Source organism: Streptomyces wuyuanensis (assembly GCF_900103455.1).
Lineage (GTDB): Bacteria > Actinomycetota > Actinomycetes > Streptomycetales > Streptomycetaceae > Streptomyces > Streptomyces wuyuanensis.
Genome location: NZ_FNHI01000002.1, coordinates 76,272 through 90,219 on the forward strand (window position 1 = coordinate 76,272; position 13,948 = coordinate 90,219).

12 protein-coding genes are annotated in these 13,948 nt (G+C 71.4%); all 12 read left to right on the plus strand.

From position 1 onward, the window contains the following. Nucleotides 1–126 precede the first annotated feature (126 nt). The 12 genes from BLT82_RS03430 to BLT82_RS38645 all read left to right on the plus strand — a co-directional run bounded on the left by BLT82_RS03430 (nucleotide 127) and on the right by BLT82_RS38645 (nucleotide 13,948). Nucleotides 127–1,455, plus strand: coding sequence for a DUF6716 putative glycosyltransferase (locus BLT82_RS03430; RefSeq protein ID WP_208867680.1), 1,329 nt, complete (start codon nucleotides 127–129; stop codon nucleotides 1,453–1,455). 32 nt (nucleotides 1,456–1,487) lie between these two features. After that, nucleotides 1,488–2,735: an acylneuraminate cytidylyltransferase gene (locus BLT82_RS03435; protein ID WP_093652303.1), complete on the plus strand. Its 1,248-nt coding sequence runs from the start codon at nucleotides 1,488–1,490 to the stop codon at nucleotides 2,733–2,735. Nucleotides 2,736–2,745: 10 nt separating this feature from the next. Beyond that, a complete protein-coding gene (locus tag BLT82_RS03440; RefSeq protein WP_093652304.1) occupies nucleotides 2,746–3,675 on the plus strand; it encodes an N-acetylneuraminate synthase family protein in 930 nt (309 codons plus the stop codon). Nucleotides 3,676–3,680: 5 nt separating this feature from the next. Beyond that, nucleotides 3,681–4,760 carry a hypothetical protein gene (locus tag BLT82_RS03445; RefSeq protein WP_093652305.1) on the plus strand — a complete coding sequence of 360 codons (1,080 nt, stop codon included), beginning with the start codon at nucleotides 3,681–3,683 and terminating at the stop codon, nucleotides 4,758–4,760. A gap of 354 nt (nucleotides 4,761–5,114) precedes the next feature. After that, a complete protein-coding gene (locus BLT82_RS03450; RefSeq protein WP_093652306.1) occupies nucleotides 5,115–6,353 on the plus strand; it encodes a M20 family metallopeptidase in 1,239 nt (412 codons plus the stop codon). A gap of 147 nt (nucleotides 6,354–6,500) precedes the next feature. Further along, the gene (locus BLT82_RS03455) at nucleotides 6,501–7,547 is read left to right on the plus strand and encodes a BMP family lipoprotein (RefSeq protein WP_093652307.1); all 1,047 of its coding nucleotides are present in this window, start codon (nucleotides 6,501–6,503) and stop codon (nucleotides 7,545–7,547) included. Nucleotides 7,548–7,716: 169 nt separating this feature from the next. After that, nucleotides 7,717–9,342: an ABC transporter ATP-binding protein gene (locus BLT82_RS03460; protein ID WP_107490227.1), complete on the plus strand. Its 1,626-nt coding sequence runs from the start codon at nucleotides 7,717–7,719 to the stop codon at nucleotides 9,340–9,342. After that, nucleotides 9,339–10,448, plus strand: coding sequence for an ABC transporter permease (locus BLT82_RS03465; protein WP_093652308.1), 1,110 nt, complete (start codon nucleotides 9,339–9,341; stop codon nucleotides 10,446–10,448). The genes BLT82_RS03460 and BLT82_RS03465 overlap by 4 nt, the downstream gene beginning before the upstream one ends. 121 nt (nucleotides 10,449–10,569) lie before the next feature. Then, nucleotides 10,570–11,841 (plus strand): ABC transporter permease, encoded by a 1,272-nt coding sequence (locus BLT82_RS03470; RefSeq protein WP_093652309.1) that lies wholly within the window; start codon nucleotides 10,570–10,572, stop codon nucleotides 11,839–11,841. After that, on the plus strand, nucleotides 11,838–12,266 hold the full coding sequence (locus BLT82_RS03475) for a cytidine deaminase (RefSeq protein ID WP_093652310.1): 429 nt from the start codon (nucleotides 11,838–11,840) through the stop codon (nucleotides 12,264–12,266). Before BLT82_RS03470 ends, BLT82_RS03475 begins: the two co-directional genes overlap by 4 nt. A 102-nt stretch (nucleotides 12,267–12,368) precedes the next feature. Continuing rightward, a complete protein-coding gene (locus tag BLT82_RS03480) occupies nucleotides 12,369–13,646 on the plus strand; it encodes a thymidine phosphorylase (protein WP_093652311.1) in 1,278 nt (425 codons plus the stop codon). 116 nt (nucleotides 13,647–13,762) lie between these two features. Then, nucleotides 13,763–13,948 carry a hypothetical protein gene (locus tag BLT82_RS38645; RefSeq protein ID WP_342029393.1) on the plus strand — a complete coding sequence of 62 codons (186 nt, stop codon included), beginning with the start codon at nucleotides 13,763–13,765 and terminating at the stop codon, nucleotides 13,946–13,948.

Below are 13,948 nucleotides of genomic sequence, written 5' to 3' on the forward strand. Positions count from 1 at the left end.
CAAGGTGCGGCGGAATTGTTAACCCGCACGCCTCCCGGGCGCTTTCGCTGTTCGTCGACGCGCTGTTAACCATTTGTTGCTGCCCAGTTGGGCCGCCGAGCCGAATGCCTTTCTAACGTCCTCGGCGTGTCATCACGTACCAGCCAGGCGCCGCGCGTCGCCGTGCTCGCCGATTCCGACACCCGGTGGAAGTGGGGTGCGCTCACCGCGCGCCGGATCGCCGCCGGGGACGATCCGGCGGGTGCCGCCGCACCGGCCGGATTCCTGCTGCGCGGGCGGGCGACGCCCACCGCGCGGCAGCTCGCCGAGGTCGGGGTCGCGGCGGACACCGTCCGCGAGGTCACTGGCGCCGAGTTCCTGCGGGCGGTGCGCGACGAGGGGTACGACGTCGTCGTCCTCGCCCTCGTCGGCGGCGCCGTTCAGGCCGTCCTCCACGGGATCGCGGCCCTCCGGCTGCCCCGCCGGCCCGTGCTGGTCACCGGCTACGTCGGCGTCGTCTACGAGAAGCTCGCCGACGGACTGCTGCTCCGGCACGGCGCGGACGTCGTCCTCGCCAACTCCCGCCACGACGCGGACCGGTTCCGTGCCGTGTACGAGGGCGTCGGCGCCGATGCCACGCCGGTCACGGAGGCGGCGCTGCCGTTCCTCGGCGGCGCCCCGTACGAGCGGCGTGAAGGGCGGGACACGGTCGTCTTCGCCGTCCAGCCGTCCGTCCCGGAGAGCCGGTCCGATCGCCTCTACCTGCTCGGCCGGCTCGCCGGGCACGCCAGACTGCACCCCTCCCGCGAGGTGCTGCTCAAGCTGCGCTCCCGCCCCGGCGAGCACACCACGCACCTGGAGGAACTCCCGTACCAGCGGCTGGCCGAGCGGCTCCCGGGAGGGCTGCCCCCGAACCTCAGCCTCGTGTACGGGCACATGGGCGAGGTCCTGGACCGGACGGACCTGCTGGTCACCGTCTCCTCGACCGCCGCGCTCGAAGCGCTCCACCGGCGCATCCCCACCGCGATCCTCACCGATCTCGGCGTGCGTGAGGCGCTCGGCAACCACCACTTCCTCGGCTCCGGGCTGCTCACCTCCTGGGACCGGCTCGACCGCGGCGACCGGCCCGTACCGGACGAGGAGTGGCTGGCCCGGCAGGGCGTCGCCGCCGACGGGCGGTACGAGACGGCCTTCGACGCGGCGCGCGAGCGGGTGGCCGCACTGCTGCGCCGGCCGGAGCTCCCGCCCCTCACCCCCTACTACACCCCCGCCACGGCGCCCGGCTATCTGCCGGGGATCCTCGCCCGCCACCGCCTCGCCCCGGACGGCCGCCCGCTGCCCGGAGCGGCGCCGGCCGCCGAGCCCACCGGGGTGCGCCGCGTCCTCCGCGACGCGGTGCGCCGGGCGGCACGCGGCGCCTACCGCCACGGCGTCCAGCGCGTCGCGCCCGTCATCCGCCGCATGGGCGAGCTGTGACCGTTCCGCAGGCCCGAAGGAGCCCCCATCCCATGACCACCGTCCTCGCCGTGATCCCCGCCAGGGGCGGCTCCAAGGGCGTGCCCGGCAAGAACCTCGCCGCGGTCGGCGGCCTCCCGCTGGTCGCGCGTGCCGTCCGGGCCTGCACCGGATCCTCCCTGGTCACCGATGTCGTGGTGTCGACCGACGACCCGGCGATCGCTGACGCCGCGCTGGCGGCCGGAGCGGCCCTCGGCGCGGCCGGCCGGGTCCACTGCGTCGAGCGCCCCGCCGGCATCGCGGGCGACACCGCGACCAGCGAGTCCGCGGTCCTCCACGCCATGGACGCCTACGAGGCGACGCACGGCCGCACCGTCGACGTGGTCCTCCTCGTCCAGTGCACCAGCCCGTTCCTGACCCACGAGGACATCGACCGCGTCGCCTCCGCCGTGGCGAAGGACGGCGCCGACACCGCGGTCGCGGTCGCGCCCTTCCACGCCTTCGTCTGGCGCCGCTCGCCGGGGGCGGGCGCCTCCGCCCGTGCCGCCGACGGCGGGGGCCGCGGCGTCAACCACGACAAGAGCCACCGCCCCCGGCGGCAGGACCGGCCCGAGGACTTCCTCGAGACCGGCGCCGCCTATGCCATGGACGCCCGTGGCCTCCGCGTCCACGGGCACCGCTTCTTCGGGCGCACCGCGCTCGTCGAGACCGACCCCGCGCGGGTCCTGGAGATCGACGACCCGCACGACCTCGCCCGGGCCCGCGCCCTGGCGCCCCTGCTCGACCCGGCGGCCGTCCCCACCCACGCGGACGTCGACGCCGTCGTCCTCGACTTCGACGGCACCCAGACCGACGACCGCGTACTCGTCGACTCCGACGGCCGCGAACTCGTCGCCGTGCACCGCGGCGACGGCCTCGGCATCGCCGCGCTGCGCCGCGCCGGGCTGAAGCTGCTGATCCTCTCCACCGAACAGAACCCCGTCGTCGCGGCCCGCGCCCGCAAGCTCAACCTCCCCGTCCTGCACGGCATCGACCGCAAGGACGCCGCCCTGAAGCGCTGGTGCGAGGAGAACGAGGTCGCGCCCGAGCGGGTCCTCTACGCCGGCAACGACGTCAACGACCTGCCCTGCTTCGGGATGGTCGGCTGGCCCGTCGCCGTGGCGAGCGCGCACGACTCCGTGCGCGCCGCGGCCCGCGCCGTCACCACTTCCCCGGGCGGCGCGGGCGCGATCCGGGAGATCGCCGCCTGGCTCCTCGGCCCCACCCTCAGCACCCCCACCCCCAGCACGCCCACCCGGTAAGGAACCCCACATGAACGCCCGTCTGCGCACCCTCGGCGGCAAGACCGCCGGTCCCGGCCGGCCCGTCTACGTCACCGGCGAGATCGGCATCAACCACAACGGCGACCTGGACAACGCCTTCGCGCTGATCGACGCCGCCGCCGACGCCGGCTGCGACGCGGTCAAGTTCCAGAAGCGCACCCCGGAGATCTGCACCCCCCGCGACCAGTGGGACATCGAGCGGGACACGCCCTGGGGCCGGATGACGTACATCGACTACCGCCACCGCGTGGAGTTCGGCGAGGACGAGTACCGCGCCATAGACGAGCACTGCCGCGAGCGCGGCATCGACTGGTTCGCCTCCCCGTGGGACACCGAGGCCGTCGCCTTCCTGGAGAAGTTCGACGTCCCCGCCCACAAGGTGGCCTCCGCGTCCCTCACGGACGACGAACTGCTGCGCGAGCTGCGCGCCACCGGCAGGACGGTCATCCTGTCCACCGGGATGTCGACGCCGAAGCAGATCCGGCACGCCGTCGAGGTCCTCGGCAGCGAGAACATCCTCCTCTGCCACGCCACCTCGACGTACCCGGCCAAGGCCGAGGAGCTCAACCTCCGCGTCATCAACAGCCTGATGCAGGAGTACCCGAACGTGCCGATCGGCTACTCCGGCCACGAGACCGGGCTGCAGACCACGCTCGCCGCCGTCGCGCTCGGCGCCGCCTTCGTCGAGCGCCACATCACCCTCGACCGCGCCATGTGGGGCTCGGACCAGGCCGCCTCCGTCGAGCCCGGCGGTCTGCAGCGCATGGTCCGCGACATCCGCACCATCGAGGCGGCCCTCGGCGACGGCGTGAAGAAGGTCTACGAGTCCGAGCTCGCCCCGATGAGGAAGCTCCGCCGCGTCCCCGGCGTCGTCGCCGAGGCCGAGCAGGGCGAGCGGGCCGAGCCGGCCGCGGTCTGACGACCATGGACCTCGCCTTCGTCGAGAGCCCGGTCCAGCTGCTGAACGTCCTGGAGTGGGCGCACGCCCCCGCGCTCGCGGCGATACCAGCGCAGCCGGGGCCCGGCTCCGCCCCCACCGCGGCGGGCCGGGCCGGCGACCTGACGGTCGTCGTGCTGTCGCCCACCGATCCCATGTCCCGGGGCCAGCTGCGCCGGATGGCGGAGCTGGCGCGCGACGAGGGGATCACGGTGCGCTGGCAGGAGGCCCGCGGCGGCGCGGACGCGGTCGTGCGGACCGTGCGCGCGCTGGGCCCGGTGCTGCGGCGGGCCGAGCGGATCGTCATCGGCGACCCGTTCTCCCGCTATGTGCAGCTCCTGCTCGCCCTCGTGGGCACCCGGCGGCTGACGGTGGTCGACGACGGCACGGCGACCATGGAGTTCGTGGCGCAGCTGACGCGCGGCGAACGGCTGGTGCGCTGGCACCGCCGGGGCCGCCGCGGCCCGCGTGAGCTGCTGCTCGCGCCGGTCTCGGCGGCCGCCCGCCGCCGGCTCACGCCGTCGCGCTGCCGCGCCGTCGAGCTCTTCACCGCGATGCCCGTGGAGGAGGCCCCGGACGGCATCACCGTCACCCCCAACCGGTTCCGCTGGACCCGCTCGCGGTTCGGCCCTCCGCTGCTCACCCGGGGTGCGGACCTGGTGGGAACCTCGCTGGTGGAGACGGGGGTGGTCGACCTCGACCGGTATCTGGACGCAGTCGCCTCGCTCGCCGGGGCGCACGGCGCCACCCGGTACTTCGCCCATCGCCGGGAGCGCGCGGACAAGCTGCACCGGCTCGCCGCGGCCACCGGTCTGGAGATCGTCCGGCCCGATCTGCCGCTGGAGCTGATCGCCCGGCGCGGCCCGGTCGGCCGTACGGTGCTGAGCTTCCCGTCCACCGTCGTGCACACCCTGCCGCTGGCGCTCGCGGGCACCGGTGTGACGGTGGCCGTCTGCGACATCGCCCCGGAATGGCTGAAGGACACGGCGTCGCCCCGGGCCCAGGGCTTCCTCGCGGGGGTCACGGGGACGGCGCGGCACGTGCGGCGCCTCTCGGCACCCGTCTGACCGGCCGGGGCGGGGAGGAGCGGAGCCGGGTGCGCGCCCCGGTGTCCCCGACCCCGGCGGGGCCCGGCCGGCATCCTGCGGACACACGACCGAAGGTCCGTGAGACCCGCGCGCGGGCGGTGCCCTGCGTACGGACGTTCCCCCCGCGCGGCCCGGGGTACCCGTACGGGCGACCTGGACGCGACAGGAGGCCGGAGTGTCCATATCGTGGTCAGGAGCGGGTGAGCTTACCCACACCGAACGACGGCCATGCGTCGTCAGACGCATTTTCTTCCCCCTATAGGGCTGAACTTTTGTTGATCTCGAGTTAGTTGGGCCTTGAAGGGGCCTACTCTTCAACGGGTGAACCAGTTGATGTCCCGCGAGCCCGACGCCGGTCTCCCCGGCGAAGCCGAGTTGCCCGGCGACTACGTTCTGCCCGGCACGCTGTCCGACCCCCTGCGCACCGAACTCATCGCCTTCCGCCGGGACTTGCACATGCACCCGGAGCTCGGGAACCAGGAGTTCCGCACGACCGCCGCGATCAAGGCGCGGCTGGAGGCCGCCGGCCTGCACCCGCAGGTGCTGTCGACGGGCACGGGACTCGTGTGCGACGTCGGCACGGACCGGGTCCGGCCCATGCTCGCGCTGCGCGCCGACATCGACGCCCTTCCGATCCCGGACACCAAGACGGGCGTGCCGTACCGCTCGACCGTGCCGGACCGGGCCCACGCCTGCGGGCACGACGTGCACACCACGGCGGTCCTGGGTGCCGGCCTGGTACTCGCCGAACTCGACCGGCAGGGCCTGCTGCCCCACCCGGTGCGGCTGATCTTCCAGCCCGCGGAGGAGGTCCTGCCGGGCGGCGCGGCCGACGCGATCGAGTCCGGTGCGCTGGACGGCGTGGGCCGGATCATCGCCGTGCACTGCGACCCCCGCGTCGACGTCGGCCGGATCGGTCTGCGCATCGGCCCGATCACCTCGGCCTGCGACCGGCTGGAAATCACCCTTGACGGCCCCGGCGGCCACACCGCGCGTCCACATCTGACCACGGACCTCGTCACGGCCGCCGCCAAGATCGTCACCGAGGTCCCGGCGTTGCTGTCCCGGCGGGTCGACACCCGCTCCGGACTGGCCCTGACCTGGGGCCGCATCGAGTCCGGGCACGCCTGCAACGTCATCCCGCAGCAGGCGGAACTCGCGGGCACCGTCCGCTGCCTGGACCTGCCCGCCTGGCGCGAGGCCCCGGACCTGGTGCACGCGGCGGTCGACGAGATCGCGACGCTGCACCGGGCCAAGTCCCAGATCAACTACATCCGCGGGGTGCCGCCCGTGGTCAACGACCCGGTGATCACGGAGCTGCTGCGCGACGCCCATGCGGCGCGGCGCGGCTCGCAGGCGATCGAGGACACCGAGCAGAGCCTCGGCGGCGAGGACTTCTCCTGGTATCTGGAGCACGTCCCGGGCGCGATGGCCCGCCTCGGCGTCCGCACTCCGGGCTCGGGATCCCGCCTCGACCTGCACCGAGGCGACTTCGATGTGGACGAGGAGGCGATCCGCGTCGGCGTCGAACTCTTCACGGCGGCGGCGCTGCTGGACGACCACCGATCGTAACCGGACAGTTCATCTGACGTTCGTCCAACGCGACGATCCGATAACGGCTGTCGAACACGTCTTTACCTGACATCTACGCGCGTTACGATCGCCGCAAAACCAGCGCCGGAAGTGGCGCTTTCGGTCAGGTTTATAAGGAGCCTCTCAGTGCGCCGGATCACCAGGATCGCCACCGTGGGCATCGCGTCCGCGGCTCTCGCGCTGTCCGCCACCGCATGTGGCGGCAAGACCTCGTCCGAGGCCGGATCGGACGGCGGCACCAAGGCCGCCATCGCCTACGACATCGGCGGCCGCGGCGACCAGTCGTTCAACGACGCCGCCTACGCGGGCCTCGCCAAGGCCGAGAAGGACCTCGGTGTCAAGGGCACCGAGGCCGAGCCCAGCGAGGGCGAGGCGGACCCGGACAAGGTCCAGCGCCTCACGTCGCTGGCCCGCGCCGGCAACAACCCGGTGATCGGCGTCGGCTTCGCCTACGCCCCGGCCATCGCCGAGGTCGCGCCGAAGTTCCCGGACACCACCTTCGGTCTCATCGACGACACCTCCAAGACCGGCAAGAACATCGCCAACATGGTCTTCAACGAGGAGCAGGGCTCCTACCTGGCCGGCGTCGCCGCCGCCAAGGTGACGAAGTCCAACACCGTCGGCTTCATCGGCGGCGTCGAGACCCCGCTGATCAAGAAGTTCGAGGCGGGCTACGTCCAGGGCGTCAAGGACACCAACAAGAACGTCAACGTCAAGGTCCAGTACCTGACCCAGCCGCCGGACTTCGGTGGCTTCTCGAAGCCGGACCTCGGCAAGGCCGCTGCGCAGGGCCAGCTCGACGCCGGCGCCGACGTGATCTACGCCGCCGCCGGTCTCGCGGGCTCGGGCTCGATCGAGGCGGCCGCCAAGGCCAAGAAGTGGGCCATCGGCGTCGACTCGGACCAGTACAACCAGCAGGGCCTCGCGGCGTACAAGAACTTCATCCTCACCTCGGTGACGAAGGACGTCTCGGACGCCGTCTTCAACCTGATCAAGTCGGTCAAGGACGGCAAGCCGCAGTCCGGTGAGATCCGGTACGGCCTGGACAAGGACGGCGTCGGCCTGGCCACCTCCAACCCGGCCTTCACCGAGATGAAGGACGTCACCGCCGCGGTCGACAAGGCCAAGGCCGACATCATCGCCGGCACGATCAAGGTCAAGACCGCTCCGTAACCGAGCGGCCCGACCCGATGGTCACCGGGTCCGGAGGGGCAGTGCGAGCCGCCCTTCCGGACCCCGGACCAGGTTCTGGCCATCGGTTTTTGCTATTCGGTATCGCTACGCGCGTAGAGCCCCTGGGAGCGCGGTAACTTCGCCCCACCCCTGCCCGCGCGACACCCTTATGGCGTCCGCCCTGCCCACTGCTTTCTCGCTCCTTTCCCGCCAAGGAGAGTGCGTCATCAACGCGTCCAGTCCGTCAACGCCGCCGGCTGTAGAACTGCGCGGCATCACCAAGCGCTTCCCCGGCGTCGTCGCCAACCACGACATCGACATCACCATCCGCAAGGGCACGGTCCACGCCCTCGTCGGTGAGAACGGTGCAGGCAAGTCGACCCTGATGAAGATCCTCTACGGCATGCAGAAGCCGGACGAGGGAACCATCACGATCGACGGCAAGCAGGTCGGCTTCCACAGCCCGGCCGATGCCATCGCGGCCGGCATCGGCATGGTCCACCAGCACTTCATGCTGGCCGACAACCTCACCGTGCTCGAGAACGTCGTACTCGGCGGCGAGAAGCTCTACGGCATCGGCGCGAAGGCGCGCAACAAGATCAAGGAGATCTCGGACGCGTACGGGCTGAACGTCCGCCCGGACGTCCTCGTCGAGCAGCTCGGCGTCGCCGACCGCCAGCGCGTCGAGATCCTCAAGGTCCTCTACCGGGGTGCCCGCACCCTCATCCTCGACGAGCCGACCGCCGTGCTGGTCCCGCAGGAGGTCGACGCGCTCTTCGACAACCTCCGCGAGCTCAAGGCCGAGGGCCTGACCGTCATCTTCATCTCCCACAAGCTGGGCGAAGTGCTCTCCGTGGCCGACGACATCACCGTCATCCGCCGCGGCACCACCGTCGGCACCGCCGACCCGCGCACCACCACTCCGAAGCAGCTCGCCGAGCTGATGGTGGGCAGCGAGCTGCCCTCGCCGGAGACCCGCGAGTCGACCGTGACCGATGTGCCGATGCTGAACGTCGACGCGCTGCGGCTGACCGCGACAGACCCCGACGGCGTCATCCGCGAGGTTCTCGACGGCATCACCTTCACCATCCACAAGGGCGAGGTCATGGGCATCGCCGGCGTCGAGGGCAACGGCCAGACCGAGCTCATCGAGGCGCTCATGGGCATGCGCGACCCCGACGGCGGTGTGATCACCCTCGACGGGTCGGACATCTCGCACGTGCCGACCCGCAAGCGCCGTGAGGACGGGATCGGGTACATCCCCGAGGACCGCCACCGCCACGGGCTGCTGCTCGAGTCGCCGCTCTGGGAGAACCGCATCCTCGGCCACGTCACCGAGCGGCCCAACAGCAAGAAGGGCCTGCTCGACCTCAAGGCGGCCCGCAAGGACACCGAGCGGATCGTGCGCGAGTACGACGTCCGCACGCCCGGCATCGAGGTCACTGCCGCCTCCCTCTCCGGCGGAAACCAGCAGAAGCTGATCGTCGGCCGCGAGATGAGCCACCACCCCAAGCTGCTGATCGCCGCCCACCCCACCCGGGGTGTGGACGTCGGCGCGCAGGCGCAGATCTGGGACCAGATCCGTGAGGCACGGCGGGAGGGGCTGGCGGTGCTGCTCATCTCCGCCGACCTGGACGAGCTCATCGGGCTCTCCGACACCCTGCGGGTGATGTACCGCGGCCGGCTGGTCGCGGACGCCGACCCCGCCACGATCACTCCTGAGGAGCTGGGTTCGGCCATGACCGGCGCTGCCACCGGCCACCTCGAGCACAACGAGAACGGTGAGGGCCGATGAAGAAGTTCGACAAGGACCGGGTGCTCCTCGGCATCGCCGGACCGGGCCTCGCCCTGGTCGTCGCCTTCCTGCTCACCTCGGTGGTGCTGCTCGTCTCGGACCGCGACCCGTTCGAGCCGTACCAGCTGATGTTCCAGACGGCCGAGTTCACGGACGTCCAGGTCAACATCCTCAACCAGGCCGGCACGTACTACCTCGCCGCGCTCGCCGTCGCCATCGGCTTCCGGATGAACCTGTTCAACATCGGTGTGGACGGCCAGTACCGCCTCGCCGTGATGCTCGCCGCCGTCGTCGGCGCGTCCGTCGAGCTGCCCGCGCCGCTGCACATCCTGCTGATCGTGGTCGTCGCGATGCTGGTCGGCGCGCTGTGGGCCGGTATCGCGGGTGTCCTGAAGACCAGCCGCGGCGTCAGCGAGGTCGTCTCCACGATCATGCTCAACGCGATCGCCACCAGCCTGATCGCCTGGATGATCCTGCCCGCCAACCTGGGTGAGCAGCTGCCCGGCTCGAACGACCTGACCACCGGCCAGATCGCCGAGTCCGGCTGGTTCCCGGGCCTGGCGATGGAGGGTGGCACCATCTACGGCTTCACCTTCGTGGCCTTCGCCCTCGGCATCGTCTACTGGTTCACGCTCAACCGCACCCGCTTCGGCTTCGACCTGCGCGCCACCGGCGCCAGCGAGTCCGCGGCGCAGGCGAGCGGCGTCGACTCCAAGAAGATGGTTCTCACCGCCATGCTGATCTCGGGTGCGATGGCCGGTCTCGTCGGCATGCCGCTGCTGCTGGGCCAGACCCACACGTACAGCCTGAGCTTCCCGGCCGGCGTCGGCTTCACCGGCATCACCATCGCGCTGCTGGGCCGCAACAACCCGATCGGCATCTTCTTCGCCGCGCTCCTCATCTCCTTCATCGAGAAGACCTCGGCCGACCTGGACCAGTTCGGCTACGAGAAGGAGATCGCGACGATCATGCAGGGACTCATCGTGATCTCGGTCGTCGTGTCCTACGAACTCGTCCGCCAGTACGGGCTCCGCCGCCAGCAGCAGAAGGTCGGCGAGGAGCTCGCCGCCCAGGCCCGCAAGAACAAGGAAGAGGTTGCGCTGTGAGTGACGCGCGCGCGGCCGACGGGCCGCAGACGACGACGAAGGACGCGGCTCTGAGCCGCGTGGACGGAGACCGGGGCACCACCCAGGCGTCAGCGCCGGGGGAGAACGAAATGAGGACGGCATGAGCGAGTCCACGAGCACGGTCTCGATGACGAGCACCGCGCCCAAGAAGGGCGGTGGACGCCCCACGCTGTCCCTGCCGGTCATCTTGCTGATCATCGCGGCCGGTCTCGCGCTGTTCTCCCTGGTCCGCGTGATCAGCGGCGCCAACGACCTGACCTCGGTCGGCCAGGTCTCCGGCGCCCTCCAGCTGGCCGTTCCGATCGGCCTCGCCGGCCTCGGCGGTCTCTGGGCCGAGCGGGCCGGTGTCGTCAACATCGGCCTCGAAGGCATGATGATCATGGGCACCTGGTTCGGTGCCTGGGCCGGCTTCCAGTGGGGCCCGTGGACCGGTGTCCTGATGGGCATCGTCGGCGGCGCGCTCGGCGGCCTGCTGCACGCGATCATGACGGTGACGTTCAACGTGAACCACATCGTCTCGGGTGTGGCGATCAACATCCTCGCCATCGGTGTCACCCGCTACCTGTCGAACTTCACCTTCGCCGAGGCCCCGGGCGGCTCGTCGAAGCAGTCCCCGCGCATCGACCCGATCACCGAGATCACCGTTCCGGGGCTCTCGGAAGCCCTGGGGGACGTCCAGGCCAAGCACTGGTTCTTCGTCTCGGACCTGGCGGGCGTGCTCGGCGGCCTGGTCACCAACCTGTCGCTGCTGACCGTCCTCGCGCTGCTGCTCGTGCCCGCCACCTGGTGGATCCTGTGGCGGACCGGCTTCGGCCTGCGGCTGCGGTCCTGCGGTGAGAACCCCGTCGCCGCCGAGACCCTCGGCGTCAACGTCTACAAGTACAAGTACATCGCCGTGATCGTCTCCGGCGCGCTGGCCGGACTCGGCGGAGCGTTCCTCGTGATCGTCTCCACCGGCATCTACCAGGAGGGTCAGACCGGCGGCCGCGGCTACATCGGTCTCGCCGCGATGATCTTCGGCAACTGGATGCCCGGAGGCATGGCGCTGGGCGCCGGACTGTTCGGCTTCACCGACAGCCTCAAGCTGCGCGGCGGTGCCGAGAACGTCCACGCCATGCTGCTGCTCCTGGCGATCCTGCTGGTGCTCGTCCTCGCCTGGCAGCTGTACAAGAAGAAGTACTGGCAGGGCGCGATCTCCCTCGCCGTCGCCGGTCTGCTCTTCGCCTGGTACGGACTCACCGACGCGCTGCCCAGCCAGTTCGTGGACGCCGCGCCGTACGTCACCACGCTGCTGGTGCTCGCCCTGTCGGCACAGCGCCTGCGGCCGCCCAAGGCCGACGGCCTGCCGTACAAGAAGGGCCAGGGCAAGTGACGCCCGGCCCCGCGCCGGCCGCCGGCGCCGTCGACTGGGAAGCCCTTCGCGAGGCGGCGCGGGACGCGATGTCCCACGCGTACGTCCCGTACTCGGGCTACCCGGTCGGTGCGGCCGCCCTCGTCGACGACGGCCGCACCATCACCGGCTGCAACGTCGAGAACGCCTCCTACGGGCTGTCGCTGTGCGCCGAGTGCGGACTCGTCTCACAGCTGCACGCCTCGGGCGGCGGCCGGCTCACGCACTTCACCTGCGTGGACGGCAACGGCGACGTGCTGATGCCGTGCGGCCGCTGCCGCCAGCTGCTGTACGAGTTCGGCGGCCCCGGTCTGCTGCTGGAGACCGAGGCGGGCATCCTGCCCCTCTCCGAGATGCTGCCCCTGGCCTTCGGCCCGGAGAAGCTCGGCCCGGAGAAGCTCGGCTAGGCCCCGCGGGGCCATCATCCTGGCGGTCCCTCCGCTGCTCCGGCGGAGGGGCCGCGCCATTTTTCGCACCACCTGGTTCGCACCCGGAAGGACCCCAAGCACATGGACGCCATCTCCGTCATCCGCACCAAGCGCGACCGAGGCGAACTCACTCCCGAGCAGATCGACTGGGTCATCGACGCGTACACGCGCGGCGAGGTCGCCGACGAGCAGATGTCGGCCCTGGCGATGGCGATCCTGCTGAACGGCATGAACCGGACGGAGATCGCCCGCTGGACCGCCGCGATGATCGCGTCCGGCGAGCGCATGGACTTCTCGTCGCTGTCGCGCCCGACCGCCGACAAGCACTCCACGGGCGGAGTCGGTGACAAGATCACGCTCCCGCTGGCCCCGCTGGTCGCCGCCTGCGGCGCAGCCGTGCCGCAGCTCTCCGGCCGCGGTCTCGGCCACACCGGCGGCACGCTCGACAAGCTGGAGTCCATCCCCGGCTGGCAGGCGCTGCTGTCCAACGAGGAGATGCTGCGGGTGCTCGACACCACCGGCGCGGTCATCTGCGCCGCGGGCGACGGGCTCGCCCCCGCCGACAAGAAGCTCTACGCCCTGCGCGACGTCACCGGCACGGTCGAGGCCATCCCGCTGATCGCCTCCTCGATCATGTCCAAGAAGATCGCCGAGGGCACGGGCTCGCTCGTGCTGGACGTCAAGGTCGGCTCCGGCGCCTTCATGAAGAGCATCGAGGACGCCCGGGAGCTCGCCTCCACCATGGTCGGCCTCGGCACGGACCACGGCGTGAAGACCGTCGCGCTGCTCACCGACATGTCGACGCCGCTCGGCCTCACCGCCGGCAACGCCCTGGAGGTCCGCGAGTCCGTCGAGGTGCTGGCGGGCGGCGGCCCGGCGGACGTCGTGGAGCTGACCCTGGCGCTGGCCCGCGAGATGCTCGACGCGGCCGGCATCAAGGACGCCGACCCGGCGAAGGCCCTGGCCGACGGTTCGGCGATGGACGTCTGGCGCCGCATGATCGCCGCACAGGGCGGCGACCCGGACGCCGCTCTCCCGGTCGCGCGCGAGCAGCACGTGGTCACGGCTCCCGCCTCCGGCGTGCTGACCCGCCTCGACGCCTACGGGGTCGGTGTCGCGGCCTGGCGCCTGGGCGCGGGCCGGGCCCGCAAGGAGGACCCGGTGCAGGCGGGCGCGGGCGTCGAGCTCCACGCCAAGCCCGGCGACGAGGTCACCGCGGGCACCCCGCTGATGACCCTGCACACGGACACCCCCGAGAAGTTCGACTACGCCCTGCAGTCCCTGGAGGGCTCCTTCGACATCGCCGCACCGGGCACCTCGCACGAGGCGACCCCGGTGGTGCTGGAGCGCATCGCCTGACGATGCGGGCGCGGGCAAGAGCCCGGTGACTTCCTTCGGGCGAACGGGATCGGTGCTGGGCCGCCGGTCCCGTTCGGCATGCTGGACCCGGTGACGCACCGACGGCGGAGACCGCCATGAGCGCACTCAGCGTCGACCCACCGGCCCCTCACGGCCAGGAGCGGGACCTCGTCCGTTTCTGGGAGGAGACGGACGTACCCGAGGGCTGCAAGGTGGAGATCATCGAGGGGATCGTCACCGTGTCACCCACGCCTGCGAACAGCCGCAACAGCGCCGCCCAGCGGGTCCAGCGGCAGCTCTGA

Bases quoted from the DNA above. Each gene is read 5' to 3' on its own strand.
- BLT82_RS03470 (WP_093652309.1), top strand. From the start codon at position 10,570: ATGAGCGAGTCCACGAGCACGGTCTCGATGACGAGCACCGCGCCCAAG.
- BLT82_RS03465 (WP_093652308.1), top strand. From the start codon at position 9,339: ATGAAGAAGTTCGACAAGGACCGGGTGCTCCTCGGCATCGCCGGACCG.
- BLT82_RS03440 (WP_093652304.1), top strand. From the start codon at position 2,746: ATGAACGCCCGTCTGCGCACCCTCGGCGGCAAGACCGCCGGTCCCGGC.
- BLT82_RS03435 (WP_093652303.1), top strand. From the start codon at position 1,488: ATGACCACCGTCCTCGCCGTGATCCCCGCCAGGGGCGGCTCCAAGGGC.
- BLT82_RS03480 (WP_093652311.1), top strand. From the start codon at position 12,369: ATGGACGCCATCTCCGTCATCCGCACCAAGCGCGACCGAGGCGAACTC.
- BLT82_RS03460 (WP_107490227.1), top strand. From the start codon at position 7,717: ATGGCGTCCGCCCTGCCCACTGCTTTCTCGCTCCTTTCCCGCCAAGGA.
- BLT82_RS03450 (WP_093652306.1), top strand. From the start codon at position 5,115: ATGTCCCGCGAGCCCGACGCCGGTCTCCCCGGCGAAGCCGAGTTGCCC.
- BLT82_RS03445 (WP_093652305.1), top strand. From the start codon at position 3,681: ATGGACCTCGCCTTCGTCGAGAGCCCGGTCCAGCTGCTGAACGTCCTG.
- BLT82_RS38645 (WP_342029393.1), top strand. From the start codon at position 13,763: ATGAGCGCACTCAGCGTCGACCCACCGGCCCCTCACGGCCAGGAGCGG.